This window comes from Quadrisphaera sp. INWT6 (genome assembly GCF_015390235.1).
In the GTDB taxonomy this organism is placed as follows: domain Bacteria; phylum Actinomycetota; class Actinomycetes; order Actinomycetales; family Quadrisphaeraceae; genus Quadrisphaera.
In genome coordinates, this window is record NZ_VUOH01000003.1 from 167,779 (window position 1) to 190,689 (window position 22,911).

The following is a 22,911-nucleotide window of genomic DNA, read 5'->3' on the forward strand; positions in this document are numbered from 1 at the left end:
CCGTCCGGTCATGAAGATGCACCGTCGCACCTCCACCCTCCTGGCGACCCTGGCCGCCCTGGCCCTCAGCACCGCCGCCCTGGCCAGCGCCCCCGCCGCCAGCGCAGCCCCCGGGGACCGCGAGCTGGTCAACCGCTGGTACGCCAACTTCCTGGGCCGCCTCGCCGACCCCGGATCGCAGTACTGGGTGGACCGCCTCACCACCCAAGCCCCCGCAGACGTGCTGTGGGCCATCACCCACTCCGAGGAGTACGACGCCACCACCATCGACCTGTACTACCGCTCGCAGCTCAACCGCGAGCCCGACCGCGGGGCCCGCTACTGGGTCGACGGCATCAACGCCCAGCGCTTCCCCGCCGAGTGGGCCCTGCAGAACATCCTGGCCTCGGCGGAGTACCAGGCCGGCAGAAGCAGCACCACCGTCATCAACGGGTACTACGAAACCCTGCTGGGCCGCGCACCCAGCGCAGGGGAGGTTTCCTACTGGGCCGGGCGCCTTCGCACTGCTGGCTCCCTGGGGACGGTCCGAGAGATCTACTACTCTAGTGAAGCGGTCACCCGGCGCATCACCGACACCTACGACCAGCTGCTGGACCGTGCGCCCAGTTCCGGGGAGGTCTCCTACTGGTACCCCAAGCAGGTGGAGAACTCCGTCAACGTGGACGTTCTGATCGCCTCCACCCCCGAGTACCGCACGTTGAGCTCCTGACAGCCCGGCCCAGGCATGACAGGGCCCAGTCCTGTGGCCTGTGGGCCCGCTCGGACGTGAATGCCCGACCGGGCCAACGCATCGCGGCGCCACCGCGCCCCGCAGTGGTCCTGTGGCCGAGGGGTGGCCGAGGGGTGGCCAAGGGGTGGCCGGTGCCTACGAGCGGGCGGTTAGCGAGGGCGATGCTCAAGCGCCGGCGCTGGCGACCGTGAAAAGCCCACACAGGACCTCACCGCACCGGGACGCCATCGACGCCCGGCCTCAGCTCTCTGCCTGCACCAGCGCTCCAGGTGCTCGAGGCACAGCCCGCCGCGGCCTACCTGACCTGCACCCCACCCCGAGGGGCATCCGCGCTCTGCCCGGCGTCCCAGCCCGAGTACCACGCCGGTCCCCCGTCACGGCGGTAGATGACCACGTTGCCGTCGTCCTGGACGACCAGCCGGGAACGAGCTCCGGTGGTGCCGGTGGCGAAGAGCACCGACCCGTCCCCGGCGTAGGCCACCAGGTTCCCATCGGCCTGGAAGGCGAGCCGGGTGGCGCCGTAGGACCCGGTGAAGAACAGCGGCCGCCCCGAGCTGGCGCGGACCACCACGTTGCCGTCGGCTTGCAGGTTCAGGGAGTAGCGCCCGCCTGCGGAGGTGACCCGCTGGCCCGCCAGCAGCTGCTCACCGGGGTATAGACCGGTGCGGTCCCAGCCGGTGTAGAAAGCCACCTGCCCGCCGGGGCCGGTGATGACCACGTTGCCGTCGTCCTGCACCCGCAAGGACGCGCCCGCGCTGATGTAGGTGCCGGAGTGCCACAGCACCGCCCCACTGGCGGCGTAGATGACGGCGTTGCCGTCGGGCTGCAGGGTGAAGCGGGCGCCGGGGTTGGCATAGGTGCCGGAGTGCCACAGCACCCGGTAGTTCGCACCGTAGGCGACCAGGTTGCCGTCGGTCTGGAAGGCCAGGCCGTGGGAGCGGTCGGGGCTGAGCAGCCACTGGCCGGGGGCCAGGGACTGGCCCGGGGCCAAGCGGTCACTGAGGCGGTCGCTGGGCGTGGCGGCACTCAGCACCGGCGCGGCCGGCGCGGTGAGCACCGTGGCCACGGGCGCAGGTGCTGCTGAGGCTGAGACGGCAGCAGCGCCCATGCAGGCGGCGGCCAGGGCAGCCCCGGTGAGGGCTGCGGTCACGGTGGTAGCGGACAGCCGGGGCAGGGGCAGGCGCATCGCAGTCCTGACGTCGTTGAGCAGGCGTACACCGAACGTAGTCGCCGCAGGTGCTCGGGCCTTCATGAACACCGTTGTCGACCACCGACTAGCCGCCTGTCGTCGCAGCAGCACGCCAATCCGACGGAGCCGCCCTGGGCACTCCCCAGCGAGCCACCTGGAGGCGCCCAAGGGCGGCAGTGCTGCAGCCCAGTATGAGGACGCCGCCAGTCGAGGCGTCCACCTCGCCCAGTGCTCACCTTCGGTGTCTGAGTTGGTCATCCCGAGTGACACACGATTGCCGCGGCGGAGTGCGAAGGCACAGAAGGCGCCCGGTCGCCGGTCCCTGACCGGGCCTAGCCACTGCGACTGCGCAACCACCACCCTGCCCCCATGAACAGCACCGGGTCGACGCCCGACACCGGCGCAACCACCGAAGATGACCATCCCGCAGACCGGACCGCAGCCCTGCGCGCACTGGTGCTCGCCGCGCTCCCAGGGGCCGCCGTCTGGGCAGCAGGCTGGAGCTGGAACGCACCCTTCACCCCTGACTGAGTCGCCCTGGGTGTGATGGAGTTTCATGACCTTGGAGACGAGGATGAGCCCATGCCCAAGGACCACCCCCCAGGGCAGTGCACTCGCTATGAGTTCACGCGCGGTCGAGGTCCAGGACGACGCGGTCGTTGGTGGCCTGCAGCCCGGCGCCAGTGCCAACCGCCAGTGACCACCTCTGGACCCCACTCGCCGTGGCGTGCAACGTCCGGCCGCGGCGCTCGACGTCGATGACACCGGGCTCTTCACCCACGGGACCGGGCACTGACACTCGGACGTGCTGTCCGTCGGTGAGCTCGAAGGCGCGCAGCACGAGACCCTCACGAAGGTCCCTGTCGGGCCGGTCGACGCGCTCGCCGGTGGCCAGCACTGTGCCGGGCCGCACCAGCAGGGGCAGAGAATCGACGTCATGCTGCTGGCGGTACCAGCGCGGGCCGACCAGCACCGAGCCGTCGAGCAACGAAGTCCAACGACCCTCGGGCACGTAGACGTCGACGGTTCCGTCGGCGGTGAACACCGGCGCCACCACGAGGTCAGGCCCGAGGGCGTACTGAGTGGCGATGCCCGCGGTCGCCGGGTCGCGGGGGAACTCCACGGCCATCGGCCGCATGACGGGGATCCCGTCGGTGTGCGCCTCCTCCCCCACCCCCGCCAGGTACGGCATGAGGCTGAGCTTCAGCTCGGTGAAGCGGCGGGCGACCTCCACAGACTCCTCGTCGACCAGCCACGGCACCCGGTAGCTGCTGGAGCCGTGCAAGCGGCTGTGGGAGGACAGGAGGCCGAAGGCGAGCCAGCGCTTGAACACCCCCGGGTCGGGGGTGCCCTCGAAGCCGCCGATGTCGTGGCTCCAGTACCCAAACCCCGACGCCGACAGCGACAGCCCACCGCGCAGCGACTCGGCCATGGCCGCGTGCGTGACTCGCAGTCTCCACCCCAGTGCACCGGGAACTGCTGACCACCAGCGGTGGCGGAGCGCGCGAACACGACTGCCTCGCCCTCGCCGCGCTCCTCGCGCAGCACCTCGAAGACGGTGCGGTTGTAGAGCTGGGCGTAGTGGTTGTGCATCCGTTCGGGGTCAGAGCCGTCGTGCCAGACGACATCGGTGGGGATGCGCTCGCCGAAGTCGGTCTTGAAGGCGTCGACGCCCTGGCCGAGCAGCTCGCGCAGGTATCCGCTGAACCACTCCTGCGCGGCGGGGCTGGTGAAGTCGACCAGGGCCATCCCGGCCTGCCACAGGTCCGTCTGCCACACCGAGCCGTCGGCGCGCCGCACCAGGTGCCCCAGGCGCCGCCCCTCCTCGAACAGCCGGGAGCGCTGTGCGATGTAGGGGTTGATCCAGACGCACACGCGCAGGTCGCGCTCGTGCAGACGGCGCAGCATCCCCTCGGGGTCGGGAAAGACCGCGGGGTCCCACACGAAGTCGGTCCAGTGGAAGGCCCGCATCCAGAAGCAGTCGAAGTGGAACACCGACAGCGGCAGTCCCCGCTCAGCCATGCCGTCGACGAACGACATCACGACGTCCTCGTCGTAGCTGGTGGTGAATGACGTGGAGAGCCACAGCCCGTACGACCACAGCGGCACGCGGGCGGGGCGTCCGGTCAAGGCGGTGTAGCGGCGCAGCACGTCCTTGGGCTCCGGACCAGCGATCACGTAGTACTGGAGCACCTCCCCCGGCACGGAGAACTGCGTGGCTGAGACCGCCTCAGAACCCACCTCGAAGGAGACCCGGCCCGGGTGGTCGACGAAGACCCCGTAGCCCGCGTCGGACAGCAGGAAGGGCACGTTCTTGTAGGCCTGCTCGCTCGAGGTGCCGCCGTCGGCGTTCCACACCTCGACCGACTGCCCGTTCTTGGCGAGGGGGCCGAAGCGCTCACCGAGGCCGTAGAGGTGCTCACGCGGCCCGAGCGAGAGCTGCTCGTGCACGAAGGTGCGTCCCTCGCCGTCGCGGACCACGCCGACGCTGCGCGCCCCGGACGACGTCAGCACCCGCCCCTCGTGCTCGAAGTCGACGCGCCAGGGACCCTCGGTGGCCACCCGGGCCGACAGCGTGCCGCTGGTGAGGGAGGCCACGGGCTCGCCGGCGTCGGCAGGCAGCTGGACCTTGAGGTCGGTGGCCTCGAGGAAGAGCTCGACGTGCGGCCCGCGGTCCAGCCCGCCGGTGTGGTGCTCGAGGCGCACTCCGATGACATCGGGGGCGGGGCTGGTGAGGGTCACCGTGACGGTCGGGCGGTTGAGGGTGTCACCACGGCGGGCGAGCTCCTTGGTGGAGGTGTGCACCACCAGGGCCTCAGCCCCGCCGTCGCGCTCGAGGACCTCGACCTCGACCACCTGACGCGGTCGCAGCACCTCCAGCCCGGGGAGCAGCTGCCAGAAGCCGTCGGTGAACTTCACGGGTGGAGCCTCCTCATCGAGAGCGCATCGAAGCGCTTCGCATAAAGGTACCCCGCTGTCCGAGCGAACGTCGAGACTCCTCGTGCCGCAGCGGAACTGCAGGCGACTAACCTCCGCTCGTGCCGACCATCGAGGACGTGGCGCGCGCTGCCGGCGTCTCCCTCTCCACGGTGTCCTACGCCCTGTCGGGCAAGCGTCGTATCTCCGAGGCCACCCGGCTGCGGGTCGAGCGTGCCGCTCGCGAGCTGGGCTACCGCCCCCACGCCGGCGCACGCGCCCTGGCCTCCAGCCGCTCAGACGTCATCGCCCTGGCGGTGCCGTTCCGCCCCGGGCTCGACGTGCAGATCGTCATGCAGTTCGTCGCCGGCGTGGTGGCCGCTGCCCGCACCCACGGCCGCGACGTGCTGCTGCTCACCGCCGACGACCCCGAAGAGGTGGCCCGCGTGGCGGCCAGCTCCACCGCCGACGCCGTGGTGGTCATGGACGTCGCCTCCGACGATGCCCGCCTGCCCGCCCTGCGGGCCCTGCCAGTGCCCAGCGTGCTGATCGGGGTGCCCGACGACACCCGCGGCCTCTCGTGCGTCGACCTCGACTTCACCGCCGCCGGGCGGCTCGCCGTGAGCACGCTGGCCGAGGCCGGACACACCACGATCGGCCTGGTCAGCGCGTCGGCAACGCGCCTGGCGGAGGGCGCCAACTACGCCGTGAGGATGCGTGCCGGCGCCCTGGCCGGGGCCGCCGCGCACGGAGTGGAGCTGCTCCAGGTGCCCTCCGAGCCGACCTTCGCCGGCGGGGCCGCCGCCGTGCAGGAGGCTTTCACGCGCGGACCGCGGCCCACGGCGCTGGTCGTGCACAACGAGGCCGCCCTGGGGGGCGTGGTCTCTGCGCTGGAGCGCCTGGGCCTGCGCGTGCCGGCCGACGTCTCTGTCGTGGCCGTCGCCCCCTCCGAGATCGCCGCGGCCCTGCCGATCCGCTTGACCACCGTCGAGGTGCCGGGCCAGCGGATCGGGCGCATCGCCGTGGAGATGGCCATGCAGCGCATGGGCGGTGACGACACCGCTGAGACCCGCCTGGTGGCGCCGGCCCTCCTCGACGCCGAGGTCTCCGTGGCGCGCTGCGCGGCGCAACCGGCCTAAACCCCGCCTCACGGCGCTCACCGCTCGCCCCCACCGCCGGCCTCGCCCCCCGGGGATGCCCGGGGTTGACGCACGCCCACCCTCCTGCGCACACTGGCTCGACTTCACAGTCGAAGCGCTTCGCCATCCAGAGTCGGGTGGAGGCCACCGTCGAAGGAGATGCGTGGATGTCCCGCAAGAGTCTTCTCACCGCTGCCGCCCTCAGCGCCGCCCTCGTGCTGTCCGCCTGTTCTGGCGGCTCCGGTTCTGGTGGTGAGGGCGGCGGCGACGGTCCCGTCACCCTCGACTACTGGGCCTGGGGCACCGCCCAGCCCGGCCTGGTGGAGGCGTGGAACGCCGCCAACCCCGACATCCAGGTGCGCCTGACGGACGCCGGCGGCGGCACCGACTCCTCGGCCAAGCTGCTCACCTCGACCCGCGCGGGCGAGGCCCCGGACGTCGCCGTCGTCGAGTACCAGACCCTCCCCGCGATGATCGTCGGTGACGTCGCCACCGACATCACCGACCTCGTGCCGCAGGACGTCACCGAAGCCTTCCCGGCCAGCACCTGGGACCTGACCCGCTTCAACGACGCGGTCTACGGCGTCCCGCAGGACGTCGGCCCCCAGGCGCTGGTCTACAATTCCGCGCGCTTGGCCGAGCTCGGCATCACGGTGCCCGCCACGTGGGCGGAGTTCACCGAGGCCGCCCGCGCCGTTCGCGCAGCCAACCCGAACGCCTACCTGGCGACCTTCAACCCGGGTGAGTTCGGCTTCTTCGCCGCGATGGCCCAGCAGGCCGGCGCCTCCTGGTGGGAGGTCGACGGCGAGTCGTGGAGCGTCGGCATCGACAGTCCCGAGTCCGTGGCGGTGGCCGACTACTGGCAGCAGCTGGTCGACGAGGACCTCGTCAAGGTTGAGGACCTGCTCACCCCGCAGTGGAACCAGGAGCTGAACGCCGGGCAGATCCTGTCGTGGCCCTCTGCACTGTGGGCGCCGGGCGTCATCTCCGGCGTCGCCCCCGACATGACCGGCCAGTGGGCGATGGCTCCGATGCCGCAGTGGACCCCCGGTGATGACCGCGTCGCCTACCAGGGGGGCTCGGCCACCATCGTGACCACCTCCTCGGACCACCCGGAGGAGGCCGCCGAGTTCGCCGCCTGGATCAACACCTCCCAGGAGGGCGCGGACATCCAGCTGACCACCGGTCAGTACCCCGCCTCCACGCTCGGCCAGACCACCGCCGAGGGTTCTGCGCCGCCGGAGCTGATGCCGCAGCAGACCGACTTCTGGACCACCGCCTCCGGCATCGCCCAGAACACCATCCCCGCCATCACGTGGGGTCCGAACGTCAACGTCGCCTCCAGCGCCTTCCAGGACGCCATGGCGGCCGCGGTGCGCGATGGGCAGCCCCTGTCCAGCGCGCTGGCGCAGACCCAGCAGGCCGTCGTCGCCGACATGGAGAAGACCGGCTTCGACGTCACCGGCTGACCCGACCGGGACGGCGCCCGGACACCCCTGCCACCGGGCGCCGTCCCGCTCCACATCGCACGTCCCCCGAACCCCCGGCCGAGGAGCACCTGTGGCCAGCACCACGGCACCACCTGCCCACCCCGCGCGCGCCGGGACGCCGTCCGAAGACGGCGGCTCACCGGTGCGCCGCCCTCGCCAGCGGCACCGCCTGGCCGCCTGGTCGATGCTCGCCCCGGCGTTGCTGCTGTTCGTCGCCTTCCTGCTGGTCCCGATCGGGTACGCGCTCTGGCTCAGCCTGCGCGGGCTGCGGCTGGAGGGCGGCGGACCGTTCGGGCGTCGGGTGGAGACCTTCGTCGGACTGGAGAACTACGCCACCGCGATCGCCGACGCGGAGTTCCTCGCCGGGTTCGGGCGCCTGCTCGTCTACGGCGCCCTCGCCGTCCCGTTCACCCTCGGCCTGGCCCTAGTCTTTGCCCTGCTGCTCGATGCCCGAGCGGCCCGCGCCACCCGGTTCTCCCGCACGGCGATCTTCCTGCCGTACGCGGTGCCCGGCGTGGTCGCCTCGCTGCTGTGGGGCTTCCTCTACCTGCCCGGGACCAGCCCCTTCAGCTGGCTGTCCGACCAGCTGGGGGGCGGTGCCATCCCGTTCCTGCTAGACCCGTGGATCTTCGCCTCGGTGGCGAACATCGCGGTCTGGGGCGGGGTGGGCTTCAACATGATCATCATCTACACCTCGCTGCGTGGGATCCCTGAGGAGATCTACGAGGCCGCCCGCATCGACGGCGCGGGTGAGTGGCAGATCGCCTGGCGCATCAAGGTGCCGCTGGTGGCGCCGGCCCTCGTGCTCACAGGCCTGTTCTCCCTCATCGGCACGCTGCAGGTCTACGGCGAGCCGACCACCCTGCGGCCGATGACCTCGGCCATCTCCCAGACCTGGGTGCCGCTGATGACCATCTACCGCGACGCCTTCACCCGTGACGACCTGCCGCTGGCCGCCGCTGAGTCCGTGCTGCTGGCCGGCTTGACGGTCGTGCTCTCAGTCGTGCTCCTGCGCCTGAACCAGCGCCGCATCTTCGGAGGCAGCTGATGACCGCCGCACCCTCGACCGCCCGTTCGACCGCGACGGCGGCTCCACCCGCGCCCACGGGGCGCCCCCGCCGCTCGGTCGGCGGCGTCGCCGCCACCACCGTGCTGCTCCTGGGCGCCCTGTACTGCCTGGTGCCCGTCGCCTGGGTGGTGGTCGCCTCCACCAAGAGCCGCGGGGAGCTCTTCACCACCTTCACGTTCCTGCCGGGCAGCGGGCTGCTCGACAACCTGGGTGACCTGTTCGCCTACGGCGGCGGGCAGTTCGGCGGGTGGGCGCTGAACTCCCTGCTCTACGCCGGCGTCGGCTCGGTCCTCTCCACGCTCGTCTCAGCGCTGGCCGGGTACGCGCTGGCAAAGTACGAGTTCACCGGCCGCAACCTCGTCTTCTTCCTGGTGCTCGCCGGGGTGCTCATCCCCGGGATCACCCTGGCGGTGCCGCAGTACCTGATCATGTCCGACCTGGGACTGGCCGGCTCGCGCTGGTCGGTGCTGCTGCCCTCGATCATCAGTCCGTTCGGCATCTACCTGGCCCGCGTCTTCGCGGCCTCCGTGCCCGACGACACCGTCGAGGCCGCCCGCCTCGACGGCGCCAGCGAGGGGCGGATCTTCATCTCGATCGCCCTGCCGATGCTGGTGCCGGGCCTGGTGACCCTGTTCATGCTGCAGTTCGTCGGCATCTGGAACAACTTCCTGCTGCCGTTCATCATGCTGGCCGACCAGGGCAAGTACCCCCTGACCGTGGGCCTGTACACGCTGCTCTCGCGAGGCTCGGGCGAGCCGGGCCTGTACTCCCTGGCGATCATCGGGGCCGCCCTGTCGGTGATACCCCTGGCCGCCCTGATGCTCGTGCTCCAGCGCTACTGGCGCCTCGACGTGCTGAGCGGGGGGCTGAAGGGATGAGCGGCGACCCGTCGCGCGCTCCCCGCCGGCTCCTGTTCGGCGGCGACTGGAACCCCGAGCAGTGGCCCCACGAGGTCTGGGACGACGACGTGCGCCTCATGCGCGAGGCTGGCATCACCACCGCCACGCTCGGCGTCTTCTCCTGGTCGGTGTTGGAGCCGGAGGAGGGCCGCTACGACTTCCGCCTCCTCGACGACGCGCTCGACCTGCTCCACCGCAACGGGCTCGACGCCTTCCTGGCAACCCCCACGGCCTCGCCCCCGCCGTGGTTCACCCTCGCCCACCCCGATGCCCTGCCGGTGCGCGCCGACGGCACCCGCCTCACCCACGGCAGCCGTGACACCTACTGCCTGGCCGCTCCCGCCTACCGGGAGGCGAGCCTGCGCATCGCCACCGCACTGGGCGAGCGCTACGGCGACCACCCGGCAGTGCTGGGCTGGCACGTGCACAACGAGTACGGCACCCAGTGCTGGTGCGACCACGCCGCCGCGGCGTTCCGCACCTGGCTGCGCGCCCGCTACGGCACCCTCGACGCGCTGAACTCCGCATGGGGGACCGCCTTCTGGAGCCAGCGGTACGGCGCATGGGAACAGGTGCTTCCGCCGCGCGCCACGCAGTACCTGCACAACCCGGCGCACCTGCTCGACTTCAAGCGCTGGACCTCCGACGAGCTGCTCGCCTGCTTCACCGAGCAGCGCGACGCCCTGCGGGCCTCCGGCTCGACGGCGCCGGTCACCACCAACTTCATGCTGCCCACCTGGAACCACCTTGAGCAGTGGAGCTGGTCGCGCGAGCAGGACCTGGTCTCCCTGGACCACTACCTCGACACCACCGGTCCCGACGGCGAGGCCCATGCCGCCTACGGCGCCGACCTGGCCCGCTCCTGGGCCAGCGGGCGCCCGTGGCTGCTCATGGAGCAGTCGGCCGGGGCATCACCACCTGGGGCGCCGGCGGTGCGAGCACCACCGCGCACAAGGAGCCCTCGCGCATGCTGCGCAACTCCCTGAGCTACCTGGCGCGTGGCTCGCAGGGCTCCCTGTTCTTCCAGTGGCGCGCCAGCACCGCCGGCGCCGAGACCTGGCACTCCGCGCTGGTGCCGCACGCCGGCCCCGACAGCGAAGGATTCCGCACCGCCCGCAAGCTCGGCGCGACCCTGCGGGCCGTGGCCGAGATGGCCGAGCCCCCCGTCGACGGGCCGGTCGTGGAGGCCGACGTCGCCCTCCTGTGGCACGCCGACGGCTGGTGGGCGCTGGAGAGCGGAGGCCTGCCCTCGGAACGTCTCGACTACTCCGACGCCGTGCGCCGCACGCACCGCGAGCTCTACCACCTGGGTATGGCGGTCGACGTCGTCGAGCCCGGCGCCGACCTCGGGCGCTACCGCCTCGTGGCCGTGCCCAGCCTGGCGGGTATGAACGACGCCACGGTCACCGCCCTGCACCGCTATGTGGAAGAGCAGGGCGGACACCTGGTGGTCTTTCCCTTTACCGGCGTCGCCGACCAGAACCTTCGCGTGGTCACGGGGGGCTACCCAGGTCGACTGCGTGACCTGCTGGGCGTGCGTGTGGAACAGATGCGCCCGCTGGTCCTCGGCGAGGAAGTCCGCCTCGATGACGGGTCCACCGGTGCGAGCTGGAGCGAACTGGTGCACACCGAGCAAGCCGGAACCACCCGCCGATACCTCGGCGGTGGGCTCTCCGGGCTTCCCGCGACCACCGTGCGCGAGTACGAGGGCGGGGGCCAGGCGCACTACGTCTCCACTGAGCTCGCTCCTGCGGACCTGCGGCGACTGCTGGCCGACCTGGTCCGAGGAGCCGGCGCGAGGCCCGTGGTCGGCGACCTGCCCGAGGGAGTGGAGGCCATACGCCGTCGAGGGGCACGAGGGTCCTTCCTGGTGCTGCTGAACCACGGTCCGGGCACTGTCACTTGTGCAGGCCCGGGGTTGGACATGCTCAGCGGGCAACCCCTCGAGCAGCCAGCTCGACTCCACCCTGGCGGGTACCTCCTGATCAAGGAGGACGCCGGCTCGTCTCACAGCGATGCATGGCAGGTGACCGCGACCGACACCGCCCCTGGTGGGTAGTACCGGTCCAGTCGCCAGGCCACCAAGGGGCCCCTGGCCGAGCTGATCCGGGGGCCCTCGAGTCGCGGCGGTCGGCCAGCACCCCGGAAGGGAGTCGGTGGGGCTCACCGTGGCAGCCCGCATCTCCCTGGAGGTCGTGCTGAGGGATGCGGCCTGCGGCTCCGCTGCACGCAGAAGACGTCCTGCTGGCAAGCGGCTCAGGGTCGGTGTTGGTTCGCGTTGGACGATCGACAACGGAGAGCTCACGTTGAGTGACACCCGTGGGGAGAACCCAATGTCGTCGTTCTGAGTCCCAGCGGTCTACACCTGGTCCCCAACGCAGTCGAGAACACCTGGTCAGGGCCAACGGTGACCAACGGCAACTGCGCAGACCAGAGGCCATTCTGGTGTGTTTCCGCTGTTCCAAGACCTGTTCCTATGCTGCGAGCCGACTCCACCACGGGGCCCTGGCCAGGTGCTGGGTGCCAGACCGCTGCAAGAGCAGCCACGGCACCCAGCCCAGCACCACTGGCGACTGTTACTGGTCGGTGTAGGGCCACTCCAGCTCGGGCAGGAGGTAGTCGTTCGTGGAGAACTCCCCGCGCTGGGTCTGACCCAACGAGGTGGGACCGGGGAAGCCGATGGTCCGCCAACCGACGTGGTCACGGTTGCCGCCGTAGGCGGGATCGGCGTAGAAGCCCTGCCGCACGTGCAGCAACAGCATGGGGAAGAAGTCCAGCGCATCATCGGGAACCGGCTGGTTGGACGGCGGGGCGCCGCCCTCCTCAGCGGGGCTGGGGTCGACTCCGCTGGCCGAGCGCTGCTCACCTTGGGCGGTCAGCTTGCCCTCTGCCCGCAGCCTCGCGACGAAGTCACTCGGCTTGGGCCTACCTGACACCTCGACCAGGACGGCGTCCTGCTGCTCCGGGTCGAGGTCGATGTAGGAGGTGCCGTAGCGACGGTCGCTGATGTCCTCGATGTCGCTCACCCCCTGGGTGTAGCGCTCCTGCATCGTCTGCGTGCGCTGGGCCCAGGCAGCCGCGGCCTTGCCGGTCTGGACCAGGAAGCCGTTGCCGTCGGCGGCGGCGTAGACGTGGCCGGCGAGGTAGCGGTCGATGAAGCGCACCACTCCCGCGTCCTTGGCCCCGGGGTCGTGGTCGGCGGGGATGATGCGCTCAGCAGCGGCTTCGATGACACCCCATTGGTGGGCGTCGAAGAAGAGCCGACCCTCCTCGGGCAGGTGCACCACACCCCAGTCGGCCTGCGAGGTCGAGGACGAACCACTCCCGTCCTGTCCTGCGCCGTCGGCGATGGGCCCACTCCTTGCCTCAGTCCTGTCGGTGCTCATGCCACACGCTCCTGGACCAGGTGCTCAGCACAGCGCCAGGCGTTGGCCATGATGGTCAGTGTCGGGTTGACGCCGGGCCCCGTGGGGAAGCCGCTGCCGTCCAGGACGAACAGGTTCGGCACGTCATGGGCTCTTCCCCACTTGTCCAGCACGCTGGTCGCCGGGTCGTTGCCCATGCGGGCGGTGCCGTGCTGGTGGCAGGAGTTGCCCTTGGCCTGCTCGAACCACACCGGGATGGTGCTGGCTGCTCCAGCGGCGTCGAGGATCTCCAGGTTCTTGCGCACCTGCCAGTTGCCGATGACGACGTCGTTGGGGTGGTTGGTGTGGGTGATCCGTGCCGCCGGCTGGCCCCAGGCGTCCTTGACGTCGGGGTCCAGGTCGACGCGGTTGCTCTCCCGCGGCAGGTCGTTGAGCAGCACACCGATCTTCATGCTGTGGTTGAAGAACTCCCGGTCGGTGTCCTTGGCGGCCTGTCCCCAGGTGGGCCGGCCCGGGAAGGTCCAGTTCACCGGCGGCCCCAGGCCCGAGGCGGTGATGACGCACCCGGCGATGCCCCCGCGGTCCTCGTCGGTCTCGTAGAAGTCGAAGGTGGTGCCGTTGACGTAGTTGCCGGCCCAGCCGTAGAGGGGGTCGGTGAGCTCGCGGTCGAACAGGCCGATGGCGAAGAAGTAGTCGTGGAAGGTCGCGTTGCGCCCGAGCTGACCGCTGTTGTTGGCCAGCCCGTCGGGGAAGTGCGCGCTGCGGGAGGCCAGCAGCAGGCGTGCGGACTCGATGGCGCCGCAGCACACGATGACGGCGGTGGCCTCCTGCTCGACCATGCGGCCCTGGGAGTCCTCGTACACGGCGCCCTTGGCGCGGCCGTCGGCAGTGGTGGTGATCTCGTGCACGTAGCAGTCGGTGCGCAGGTCGTACCGCCCGGTGGCCAGAGCGTCCGGGGTGAAGACGCGCTGGGTGGTGGACCGTCCGTCGGTGGGGTCACCGAACTGCTGCACGAACCCGGCGTTCGGGCTGGGCTGACGCCCGTTGTGGGGGCGCGTCAGGATGGACTGGGGCATGGGGAAGGCGTTGTGGCCCAGCTTGGCCATCGCGTCGTAGAAGACCTTGCCGTAGCGCGAGACCGGCGGCGGCGGACAGGGGTAGTCCCTGCTGCGGGGGCCTTCGTGCTTGTTGGCGCCCTGCTGGCCCGAGACGCCGAACTCCCACTCGATGCGGGAGTAATAGGGCTCGAGGTCGTCGTAGCTGAAGGGCCAGTCCGCCAGGCTGGCGCCCTCGACGTCCCCGTGCAGGGAGCGCATCCGGAAGTCGTTCTCCGTGGCCCGGGGGAACCAGCCGCTGTAGTGGATGGTGCCGCCACCGACGCAGTGCGGGGTGTTGGAGAACTGCTCCAGCACCGCGGTCTGGGTCTCATCGCGCCGCACGGTGCGGGGGTTCAGGACGGGGTCGGGCCACAGGTAGTTGCGGTTGATGTACTTGATCTCGTCACCGGAGAAGTGCTCAGGGCGCAGGAACGGGCCGCGCTCGAGGCCGACGACGCGCAGTCCGGCTTCGGTGAGCACCTTGGCGGTGGTGGCGCCCGAGGCGCCGCCGGCGCCGATGATGAGCACGTCGACGGGGTCGGGACGTGTTGCTGGGGTCGTCATTGACGTGGGTCCTCTCGTGCTGTCGTGCGTGGGGGTCGGGTCGAGGGGCCTACTGGCACGTCGTCACAGGCCGACGCCGCTCCGCCCCTCTGCGGCCAGCTCCAGCAGCTGGCTCCACAGCTCTTCGGGGATGGGGTGCTCAGCCAGCGCGGTGGTCTGCGCCACGCGCTGGGGCGTGGACATCCCCACGATCGTCGAGGCGACCCGCTCATCGCGCAGGGAGAACTGCAGGGCTGCAGCGGCCAGGGGCACCTCGTGGCGCTGGCAGGCCTGCTGCATCGCCTCCACTCGCGCGATGACCTGCGCGCTGGCGGGCTGGTAGCAGTAGTTGGGCACGGCCTGGGGCCCGCGCACGAGCATGCCGCCTCCGTAGGGCGCGGCGTTGAGGAAGGCGACCCCTCGAGAAGCCGCGTCGGCGATGAGCGGTTCGGCGGAGGAGTCCACGAGGGTGTAGCGGTTGTGGCTGATGACGGCGGCGAAGACGTCCAGCTCCAGGTAGCGCAGCATGAGGTCGATGGGCCCTCCAGCCACCCCCAGGTGTTCGATCAGCCCCTCGCGCTGCAGGTCCACCAGGGCCTGCACGGCCCCGTCAGGGGCGGTCGCCTGCTCAAAGGAGATCCGCTCGGGGTCATGCAGGTGCACCAGCTGCAGGCGGTCGAGGCCCAGCCGCTCCAGGCTCTCCTGGACCGAGGCGCGCACGCGCTCACCGGAGAAGTCCTCACTGCCCGGTGCCGGGTCGACCTTGGTGGCCAGCACGAACCCCGGCGGCGGTCCCCCCGCTTCGGCGAGCGCCTTGCCGATGCGCCGCTCGCTCTCACCGTCGCCGTAGTTGTTGGAGGTGTCCATGAAGTTCAGCGGACCGCCGAGGACCGACAGGACGGTCTCCACGGCCTGGTCCTCACCGACCTCGTATCCGTACTGGGAGGGGAAGTTGCCCAGCGGGCTGGTGCCGACGCACAGCGGCGTCACCTGCAGGCCGGTGGTGCCGAGATCGCGCTTGTCCATGGTGGGTCCTCTCTCAAGGTGCTCATGAGGGGTCGTGTGTCAGGACGTGGTGCGCCGGCGACGTCGGGCCGCGCGACGACCGTTCAAGGGGTGGGCGGAGGCGCCGCGCTGCTCCCACGTGTCAGCAGGTGGGGACGGACCGCATCGGTGGTCTGGACCTCGTCACCGTCGATGTAGCCCAGGAGGCGCTGCACGCAGCGGCGTCCGACCTCGGCGAAGTCGAGCTGCACCGTGCTCAGCGCGGGACGGGACCAGGTGACCTCGGGGATGTCGTCGAAGCCGACGATGCTGACCTGGGAGGGCACGTGACGGCCGGCGTCGGCCATGGCGGCCATCACGCCGATGGCCATCTGGTCGTTGGCGACGAAGACGGCCGTGACCGAGGGGTCTCGGGCGAGGTCCTGGCCGGCGTCGTAGCCCGACCGCGAGCTCCAGTCCCCGGCGACCGGCGCGTAGGCCGGGCGTCCAGCCGCGGCCAGCTCTGCGCGCCAGCCCTCGATGCGCGCCCGGGTGCCCAGCCAGCCCTGGGGACCGCTGACGTGGTGCACCGTGGCGTGGCCCAGGTCCAGGAGGTGCCGGGTGGCCAGCCGCGCCCCCAGGGCCTCGTCGATGGCGATCTTGGTGGTGCCGTTGTCGAGGCCGGGCTCGAACATCACCAGGGGGATGTCGGTGAGCTGGCCTTCGACTGCGTCAGCGGCGCTGTCAGTGGGTGCGATGACCAGGATGCCGTCGACGGCGTCTCGGGTGAGCTGGTCCAGCGCAGCGCGCATGGCACGGCGGTCCACCGTCTCCAGGGGGTACAGGTTGCAGGTGTAGCCCGCCTCACGGGCCGCGGCAGCGGCCGCCATCAGCGTCAAGGAGGGGCCGTACTGCTCCGCCCCGACGCAGACCACCCCCAGGTGCATCGTGCGCCGGGTGGCCAGTGCCCGGGCCGAGGCGTGGGGGCGGTAGCCGAGCTGGGCGACCGCAGCCTGGACCTTGGCCCTGGCCGCCTCGCTGACCAGGGGACTGTCGTTCAGGACACGGGAGACGGTCTGGTGGGAGACCCCCGCCAGGCGGGCGACGTCGCGCAGCACCGGCGCCTTGGTGCCCACAGCTGCTCTGGTCACCGGGAGGTCCTTCCTAGGCGGGGTCGCGTCGCGTTGGATGAGGTGGGTGTGCAGGTCATGGCGGCCATCCTGGGTGCGCTGTCCTCGTGCGACGTGGGCGGCCTCGACATGGGCGGGAGCGGGTCAGCGGCGCTCTCACGTCGTGGACGGTGTCGCGGCAGGACCCGAGGTGGGCGCCGCAGGGTTCTGCGGCGGGGCGCCGCGACTCGGGCGGGGCCCGCGGCGCAGGGCCGAGCGGATGCGGGCCACCCCTCCAGCGCTGGACAGGAAGACGGCGATGATGATGACGGCGCCCTTGATCACGAGCTGGGGCTCGGAGGAGATGCCGATCAGGTTCATGACGTTGGTGATGATGGAGATCACGAAGCAGCCGATGACGGCGCTGATCGGGTCACCCTTGCCCCCGAACAGCGAGGCCCCGCCCACCACGACCGCGGCGATGGCGTCCAGCTCGTAGCCCTGGCCGATCAGGGAGCTGCCCTGGAGCAGCTGGGCAGCTGCGAGCAGCCCGGCCAGTCCCGCCAGCAGCCCGGACAGGATGTAGGTGGTCATGAGGTCCCGGCTGACGGGCAGGCCTGACAGTCGGGCGGCCTCACGGTTGCCGCCGATGGCGTACAGGCGCCGCCCGAAGGTCGTGTACTTGGCCACGAAGGCGGCGATGAGCATCACGACCAGGAAGATCGACACCGGGTTGGGCAGCCCCAGCCAGGCACCGTCGGAGAACCACTGCACGAAGCTGGTGTTGCTGATGGAGATCAGGCTGGTGGACTGGATGATGTAACTGGCACCTTGCACGATGCTCAAGGTCGCCAGAGTGGCGATGAAGGGTGCTAGCCCCAGGACGACGACGAGCACTCCGTTGAGCAGCCCGACCAGCGCTGCGACCACCAAGGTGGCGATGACGGCGACTCCTGCGGGGACGCCCTGCTGCATGAGCAGTGCGCTGACGACGGTCGAGATCGCCACCGTCGATCCCACGGACAGGTCGATGCCACCGGTCAGGACGACGAAGAACTGCCCGACTGCCAGGACTGCCACGATGGCGGAGAAGGAGATGACGTTGGTGGCGTTGCGGACGGTGAGGAAGTCCGGTGTGGCGATGAAGCCGATGACGATGATGCCGACCAGCACGATGAGCAGGTAAGAGCGCGGCAGGGCGGCCTTGGCGCGGTCCAGGAGCCCTGGGGTTGCACTCGACCTCGTGGTGCTCGCGCCGCCGCCAGAGTTGGCTGAGCCGTTGGCTGAGCCCGGCGTGGTGGTCGTTGAGTGGGTCATGGTGCCTCTCCGGTCCTCGTCGCGGTGCTGTGGGTGCCCGCCGCAACCAGATAGCTGGCCGGCTGGGTGGTGGGCTGCAGGCCCGAGCTGCCTGAGCAGGCCGGCGCCGTGTACCGCCATGTCGGTCGCCCGCTCGACTGCTCGATCGGCTGCCCGGCCCGGCTCGTCGGTGCGACCGTCGAAGGGGTGTGTGGACCGTCCAGCAGGACGTCCGCTCGCCAGGTGCTCACCCGAAGCGCTCGATGATCGCTGCGCCGCGGGGGTCGATGTCGTCGTGGTCGAGCTCAGCGACCATCTGCCCGCTGGCCATCACCAGCACCCGGTCGCACATGAGCGCCTCGGGGATCTCTGAGCTGGCCACGATGACGGTGCCGCCGGAGGCGGCGAACTCCCTCAGCAGCTCGTAGATGTCCTCCTTGGCGCCGACGTCCACGCCGCGGGTGGGCTCGTCGCAGATCAGCACCCGGGCTGAGCGCACCAGCCACCGAGCCAGGATCGCCTTCTGCTGCGTACCCCCCGAGAGGGTCTTCACGGGCTGGTCGACGCTGGTGATGCGCATGCCCAGCCGCTCGGCCAGGCGGCGGGCCTCGGCGTTCTCCTTGCGCTGGTCCCGGACGGAGAAGCGGCTGAACATCGGCAGGCTGGCCAGGGTGATGTTGCCGGCCACCGACATGTCCGGGACGAAGCCGGAGGTCTTGCGGTCCTGTGGAAGCAGGCCGATCCCGTGCTTGATCGCCTCGCGGGGACTGGCCAGAGCCGCAGGCGTGCCGTCGACGGCGGTCTGGCCGCTGGTACGAGTTCGGGCGCCGGCCAGGCAGGAGGCCAGCTCTGACTGCCCGGAGCCGACCAGCCCTGCGATGCCCAGCACCTCTCCCTCGTGCAGGTCGAAGGAGACACCGTGGTACTCCCCCGCCTCGCTGAGGTCGCGCGCGGACAGGATGACCTCGCCGCGGGCGCCCGTGCCGATGCGGGGGCTTCGCTGTCCGGACAGGGCCGCCTCGGCCAGCGATCCCTTGAGGTCGCGTCCCACCATGGCCGAGACGACCTGGGCGGCGGTGCTGTTCTGGGTGGAGAAGGACTGGGCCAGCGTCCCGTCGCGCAGCACCGAGACGGTGTCGCACAGGCGGTAGAGCTCGTCCATGCGGTGGGAGATGTAGATCATCCCCACCCCTTGGGCAGCCAGGCCCTCCAGCACCTCGAACAGGCGCTGCACGTCCGGGGGCGGCAGCGTGGAGGTGGGCTCGTCCAGGAGCAGGACGCGGGCGTTGCGGTGGATGGCCTTGGCCAGCTCGACGGCCTGCTGCTCGGCCACGGACAGGTTGCCCACCGGGGCGGCGACGTCCAGGGAGAACCCCACGCGCTCCAGGGCCTGGCGGGCCTGGGTGCGCATCGTGGGCCAGGAGACCGCGCGCAGGCCTCCGGTGGGCAGACCCCCCAGGAGCACGTTCTCAGCGACGCTGAGCTGGGGGACCAGGCTCAGCTCCTGGTGGATGGTCTGGATACCTGCGTCCTGGGCGTCCTGGGGGCTGCGAAAGGTGACAGGGCGCCCGGAGACGGTGATGCTCCCGGCATCTGGCGACTCAGCCCCTGAGAGGATCTTGATCAGGGTCGACTTGCCGGCGCCGTTCTGACCGGCCAGGGCGTGGATGCTGCCGGCGCTCAGGTCCAGGTCGACCCCCTTGAGGGCTGGGACACCGACGTAGGCCTTGGTGATGCCACGCACCTGGAGCAGGCCACCACCACCGGGCACCGGTGCGCTGTCGGCGGGATCCGGCGCCGGAGAGCTCACTGGTCGTCCTGCGCGCGGACGTAGGTGTCCTCGGGCTTGTAGTACTGCGCGGCGTTCTCGGGGGTGACCACGGTGGTCTGGACGTACTTGGTGCCCCCGGGGCAGGCCTCGGCGTTCTTGTTGTAGGCCTGCAGCGCCATGCGCACGGCTTCAGCGCCCTGGTCCCAGGGCTGGTTGGACGCGGTAGCCTGCAGCGGTCCGGTGGGGTCGTCCACCATCTGCTTGACCGACTCCATGCCCCCGTCGTAGGAGCCCTCTAGGATCCCGTCTCCCCAGAGCCCGGCCTGGGTGAGCGCCTGCTGGACGCCGGCCTGCATGACGTCGCTCTCGCTGTAGACGATCTTCAGGTCGGGGTTGGCGGTGGCCACGTCGCGCATGGGGGCCAGGGCCTTGTCCGGCAGCCAGTTGCCGTACTTGAAGTCCAGCTCGGTGGTGGTGATGCCGGGGTTGGCCCCCATGACCTCGTTGTAGCCCTGCATGAAGCCCTGGTAGCGCAGCTCGCTCAGGACGTCTCCGGGGTAGCCGCCGATGCCGACCAGCTTGATCTGGCCGCTGGTGCCCCACTTGGTGATCGCCTTCTGGGCGATGTCCTTGCCGGCCAGCGCGCCGGTGGCGACCTGGTCCTCGGCGACGTAGCAGAACTGCTGGTCGACCAGTGAGGGGTCCAGGCTGGAGTTGACGGTGACCACGGGGATGCCGGCAGCGGCCAGGGCCTTGACGGAGCCGGCCAGGCCCAGGGGGTCGTTGGGGTTGATGATGACGACGTCGACGCCCTTGCTGATGAGGGTCTGCACGTCCTGGTTCTGCTGGGTGGTGTCGCGGTTGGCGTCCAGCACCTCGATGCTGGCGCCCAGCTGCTTGGCCTCGTCCTCGCCGCCGGCCACCAGCGTCTTCCACCAGTCGCTGCCGGAGATGCCCCGCTGTGACCAGCCGATGACGAGTCCCTCCCCGGTGGCCTTGTCCTCCTCGCTGGCGGTCGCAGTGCCTCCGCGTCCGCAGCCGGTCAGGACCAGGCCGGTGACGGCGACAGCGGCCGCGGCGGCCAGCAGCGGCGAGCGCCTGCGCGGGGGCTGGGGTGCGGTGGGTGCCATGGGAACCACTCCTTCGTGGGTGACGGGGCGAGACGGCTCTGGCAAGCGGTGGGCCGGCCGGTGCTGGGTTGGTGCGTGGGGTGGGCTGGTGGTGGCTGGCTCGTCGAGGTGACGGCGTGGTGCGGCTGGACGCGCGAGGCTGGACTCGCGCGCCCAGCCCGCTGGGACTGCTGGGCCCAGTGGCAGCGGTTGCGGTGCGCCCGTGGGCGCCGCGCGATCGCCGAGAGGGCACTGAGCGGGGTGGGCGGGTGGGCGGGGTGGGCGGGGTGGGCGGGGTGGGCGGGGTGGGCGGGGTGGGCGGGGTGGGCGGGGTGGGCGGGGTGGGCGGGGTGGGCGGTCAGTCCCACCCGGGTCCGGGGGCCCGGATGAGACTGACCGCGGGGGGCTGCAACCCCGGGATGCTCACCGGGCTCGGCCGGTCAGCGGGTCAGACCATGAGAGGCAGGTCAGGCCTTGTCGCCGGACTTCTCCGCGGTGGAGGTGATGGGCTCGCGCTCGTTGCCGCCGGACTCGGGCCGGACGAAGACGCCGCGCTCGACCAGCAGGTCGATGTTGCGAGCACGCGTGGCGTCCTCGCGGGCCAGCCACCCCTCGGTCGGCGCAGCGTCCAGGTACTGGTTCTTGGGGTAGATGGGCTTGTCGTAGATGGCGCGGTACTGCTCGGTGCGCAGGTCCTTGAACTGGTTGTAGAGGCCGTTGGCGATGCGGCGTCGGCGCAGTGCCTCCACGTCGATGGTGGTGCAGACGAAGGAGTCCCCTGAGGTCCATCCGGTCTGCTGGGCCACGATGTGGCCGCTCGGCTCGACGATCATGGAGCGGCCTCCGAAGAGGTCCTGCATGCCTCCGTCGTCCATGACCTCCGGGCCGAGGTTGGGGGCGACGACGTACATCTGGTTGAAGACGGCGTGGGCGCGGTTCTGCAGCTCCCAGAAGCCCTTCATGACTGCAGGCTCGATGAGGGTGGGGCGGATGAGGATCTCGGCGCCGTTCATCGCCAGACCGCGACCGATCTCGGGTAGACGCCCTCGTGGCAGATGGCGATGCCGATGTTGCCGATCTCGGTGCGGGCGACGGGGAAGATGGCTTCCATCACGTCGCCGCCGCCCTTCTTGGCGACGAACTCGTCCCACACGTCGTGGGGGTTCATGTTGCCGAGCATGCCGCCCTCGTAGGCGTCACTGGTGGCCTTGTACCGCTTGTAGACGATCTCGCCCTGGGGGTCGATCACGAAGGCGACGTTGAAGTAGCGGTCTTCGAAGTCGGGGTCCTTGACCATGTACAGCTCGGCGGCGATGAACACGTCGAGCTGGCGTGCCTTCTTGCCCAGCTCGTCGGTCTCGGGTCCGGGGATGGTGACCGCGAAGTGCTTCTCGCGCTCTCGGTTGCCGGGAGTGTTGGGGATCATCCCCTGGATGGCCATCTCGGGGATGGCGACCAGCCGGACCGGCGCACCCTCCCACGCGGCGACCATGACCGCGGTGTCCATGAACTTGTTGATGCGCTTGACGTTCTCCAGCGCATCGCCCTTCTCCTTGGCTGTGAAGGTGCGGGGCGAAAGGGCTGTGACCGCGTACGGCTCCACCATGAGCGAGTCCTCCTCGAGTCGCTTGCGTCTCATGACTGTGACCGGTCACACCAGGTCGTGTCAACCCCTGAGGGGTCGCTGACCAGTACGATCATGGTTGTCTGCGACGCTGTTGTTACCGCTCTCACCTGGGGCAGCTGGGCGGTTCATGACATGGCGGCCTACCAGGTAGGTGGCGCTGGCCTGCACCTGAGCAGCAGTGATGGGCAGCGGGTTGCTGTGGGCGACGCGCGCCTTCGGGGGCAGACCCAGCCCGTTAGGAGCCTGTGGATCACTCGTAGATTCGGAGCACTGGTGTGGATCCGGGGTGGCTGTTCTTAGCGGCGTGGGCTTGGGCGCGGGTCTCGACGGGCCAGCCGGCTCAGGGTGGGCGAGGGTGCCGCCAGCGGCGTGCACCTACCCGCACCTGACGCAGTACCGGTCTGGCGCGAAGATCGCTCCACGCGGAAGGCCCCCGGCGGGGGTGCCAGAACCGGATGAGGCACCGTCGCCGGGCTCTGATGCGTGCGGAGCATCCGGGCCTTCCCGGCGAGAACAACGGCGCTCTTCGCAACGAGAGCAGGGGTAGTCCCGCCCCCGTGGTCACGGTGGTCAAGGGG

Annotated in this window: 16 protein-coding genes and 2 pseudogenes; 8 read left to right on the forward strand and 10 right to left on the reverse strand. The window is 70.6% G+C overall.

From position 1 onward, the window contains the following. Window positions 1–10: 10 nt before the first annotated feature. Window positions 11–709, forward strand: coding sequence for a DUF4214 domain-containing protein (locus F1641_RS10660; RefSeq protein WP_194905380.1), 699 nt, complete (start codon window positions 11–13; stop codon window positions 707–709). A gap of 316 nt (window positions 710–1,025) precedes the next feature. Here the strand turns inward: F1641_RS10660 and F1641_RS10665 are convergent, their stop codons facing one another. Beyond that, window positions 1,026–1,880 (reverse strand): hypothetical protein, encoded by an 855-nt coding sequence (locus F1641_RS10665; protein ID WP_194905381.1) that lies wholly within the window; start codon window positions 1,878–1,880, stop codon window positions 1,026–1,028. Window positions 1,881–2,288: 408 nt separating this feature from the next. Between F1641_RS10665 and F1641_RS10670 the strand changes: the two genes are divergently transcribed. Beyond that, complete coding sequence (locus F1641_RS10670; RefSeq protein WP_194905383.1) at window positions 2,289–2,450, forward strand: hypothetical protein; 162 nt, start codon at window positions 2,289–2,291, stop codon at window positions 2,448–2,450. 94 nt (window positions 2,451–2,544) lie between these two features. Here the strand turns inward: F1641_RS10670 and yicI are convergent. Further along, a pseudogene (gene yicI, locus F1641_RS10675) lies at window positions 2,545–4,838 on the reverse strand (alpha-xylosidase). Between the two features lie 119 nt (window positions 4,839–4,957). Between yicI and F1641_RS10680 the strand changes: the two are divergent. From F1641_RS10680 to F1641_RS19905, 6 genes are all read left to right on the forward strand, one after another. Continuing rightward, window positions 4,958–5,974 carry a LacI family DNA-binding transcriptional regulator gene (locus tag F1641_RS10680; RefSeq protein ID WP_194905385.1) on the forward strand — a complete coding sequence of 339 codons (1,017 nt, stop codon included), beginning with the start codon at window positions 4,958–4,960 and terminating at the stop codon, window positions 5,972–5,974. A 167-nt stretch (window positions 5,975–6,141) separates the two neighbouring features. Next, window positions 6,142–7,443 (forward strand): ABC transporter substrate-binding protein, encoded by a 1,302-nt coding sequence (locus tag F1641_RS10685; RefSeq protein WP_194905387.1) that lies wholly within the window; start codon window positions 6,142–6,144, stop codon window positions 7,441–7,443. A 91-nt stretch (window positions 7,444–7,534) separates the two neighbouring features. After that, window positions 7,535–8,512, forward strand: a complete 978-nt coding sequence (locus tag F1641_RS10690) for a carbohydrate ABC transporter permease (RefSeq protein WP_219729539.1) — start codon at window positions 7,535–7,537, stop codon at window positions 8,510–8,512. Beyond that, complete coding sequence (locus tag F1641_RS10695) at window positions 8,509–9,411, forward strand: carbohydrate ABC transporter permease (RefSeq protein ID WP_375541484.1); 903 nt, start codon at window positions 8,509–8,511, stop codon at window positions 9,409–9,411. Before F1641_RS10690 ends, F1641_RS10695 begins: the two co-directional genes overlap by 4 nt. Continuing rightward, a complete protein-coding gene (locus F1641_RS19900) occupies window positions 9,408–10,418 on the forward strand; it encodes a beta-galactosidase (protein WP_206691009.1) in 1,011 nt (336 codons plus the stop codon). Before F1641_RS10695 ends, F1641_RS19900 begins: the two co-directional genes overlap by 4 nt. Continuing rightward, window positions 10,400–11,491 (forward strand): beta-galactosidase trimerization domain-containing protein, encoded by a 1,092-nt coding sequence (locus tag F1641_RS19905; protein WP_255514606.1) that lies wholly within the window; start codon window positions 10,400–10,402, stop codon window positions 11,489–11,491. The genes F1641_RS19900 and F1641_RS19905 overlap by 19 nt, the downstream gene beginning before the upstream one ends. Before the next feature lie 517 nt (window positions 11,492–12,008). Here F1641_RS19905 and F1641_RS10705 read toward each other — a convergent pair. The 8 genes and pseudogenes from F1641_RS10705 to F1641_RS23850 all read right to left on the reverse strand — a co-directional run bounded on the left by F1641_RS10705 (window position 12,009) and on the right by F1641_RS23850 (window position 22,312). Continuing rightward, a complete protein-coding gene (locus F1641_RS10705) occupies window positions 12,009–12,818 on the reverse strand; it encodes a gluconate 2-dehydrogenase subunit 3 family protein (protein ID WP_194905391.1) in 810 nt (269 codons plus the stop codon). Beyond that, window positions 12,815–14,458, reverse strand: a complete 1,644-nt coding sequence (locus F1641_RS10710; RefSeq protein ID WP_194905393.1) for a GMC family oxidoreductase — start codon at window positions 14,456–14,458, stop codon at window positions 12,815–12,817. The genes F1641_RS10705 and F1641_RS10710 overlap by 4 nt, the downstream gene beginning before the upstream one ends. Window positions 14,459–14,521: 63 nt before the next feature. After that, complete coding sequence (locus tag F1641_RS10715) at window positions 14,522–15,463, reverse strand: aldo/keto reductase (RefSeq protein WP_194905395.1); 942 nt, start codon at window positions 15,461–15,463, stop codon at window positions 14,522–14,524. Window positions 15,464–15,546: 83 nt separating this feature from the next. Further along, window positions 15,547–16,572 carry a LacI family DNA-binding transcriptional regulator gene (locus tag F1641_RS10720; RefSeq protein WP_206691011.1) on the reverse strand — a complete coding sequence of 342 codons (1,026 nt, stop codon included), beginning with the start codon at window positions 16,570–16,572 and terminating at the stop codon, window positions 15,547–15,549. 135 nt (window positions 16,573–16,707) lie between these two features. Continuing rightward, entirely contained in the window at window positions 16,708–17,847 is a 1,140-nt protein-coding gene (locus F1641_RS10725; RefSeq protein ID WP_194905396.1) for an ABC transporter permease, read from the reverse strand. Between the two features lie 226 nt (window positions 17,848–18,073). After that, the gene (locus F1641_RS10730; RefSeq protein ID WP_194905398.1) at window positions 18,074–19,636 is read right to left on the reverse strand and encodes a sugar ABC transporter ATP-binding protein; all 1,563 of its coding nucleotides are present in this window, start codon (window positions 19,634–19,636) and stop codon (window positions 18,074–18,076) included. Beyond that, the gene (locus tag F1641_RS10735) at window positions 19,633–20,727 is read right to left on the reverse strand and encodes a substrate-binding domain-containing protein (RefSeq protein WP_194905400.1); all 1,095 of its coding nucleotides are present in this window, start codon (window positions 20,725–20,727) and stop codon (window positions 19,633–19,635) included. Before F1641_RS10735 ends, F1641_RS10730 begins: the two co-directional genes overlap by 4 nt. A gap of 446 nt (window positions 20,728–21,173) precedes the next feature. Continuing rightward, window positions 21,174–22,312, reverse strand: a pseudogene (locus F1641_RS23850) (nitrilase-related carbon-nitrogen hydrolase). Window positions 22,313–22,911: the final 599 nt, after the last annotated feature.

Excerpts from the sequence above, each read along its gene's own strand:
- F1641_RS10660 (WP_194905380.1), top strand. The coding sequence starts at position 11 with ATGAAGATGCACCGTCGCACCTCCACCCTCCTGGCGACCCTGGCCGCC.
- F1641_RS10670 (WP_194905383.1), top strand. The coding sequence starts at position 2,289 with ATGAACAGCACCGGGTCGACGCCCGACACCGGCGCAACCACCGAAGAT.
- F1641_RS10685 (WP_194905387.1), top strand. The coding sequence starts at position 6,142 with ATGTCCCGCAAGAGTCTTCTCACCGCTGCCGCCCTCAGCGCCGCCCTC.
- F1641_RS19900 (WP_206691009.1), top strand. The coding sequence starts at position 9,408 with ATGAGCGGCGACCCGTCGCGCGCTCCCCGCCGGCTCCTGTTCGGCGGC.
- F1641_RS19905 (WP_255514606.1), top strand. The coding sequence starts at position 10,400 with ATGCTGCGCAACTCCCTGAGCTACCTGGCGCGTGGCTCGCAGGGCTCC.
- F1641_RS10705 (WP_194905391.1), bottom strand. The coding sequence starts at position 12,818 with ATGAGCACCGACAGGACTGAGGCAAGGAGTGGGCCCATCGCCGACGGC.
- F1641_RS10710 (WP_194905393.1), bottom strand. The coding sequence starts at position 14,458 with ATGACGACCCCAGCAACACGTCCCGACCCCGTCGACGTGCTCATCATC.
- F1641_RS10715 (WP_194905395.1), bottom strand. The coding sequence starts at position 15,463 with ATGGACAAGCGCGATCTCGGCACCACCGGCCTGCAGGTGACGCCGCTG.
- F1641_RS10725 (WP_194905396.1), bottom strand. The coding sequence starts at position 17,847 with ATGACCCACTCAACGACCACCACGCCGGGCTCAGCCAACGGCTCAGCC.
- F1641_RS10735 (WP_194905400.1), bottom strand. The coding sequence starts at position 20,727 with ATGGCACCCACCGCACCCCAGCCCCCGCGCAGGCGCTCGCCGCTGCTG.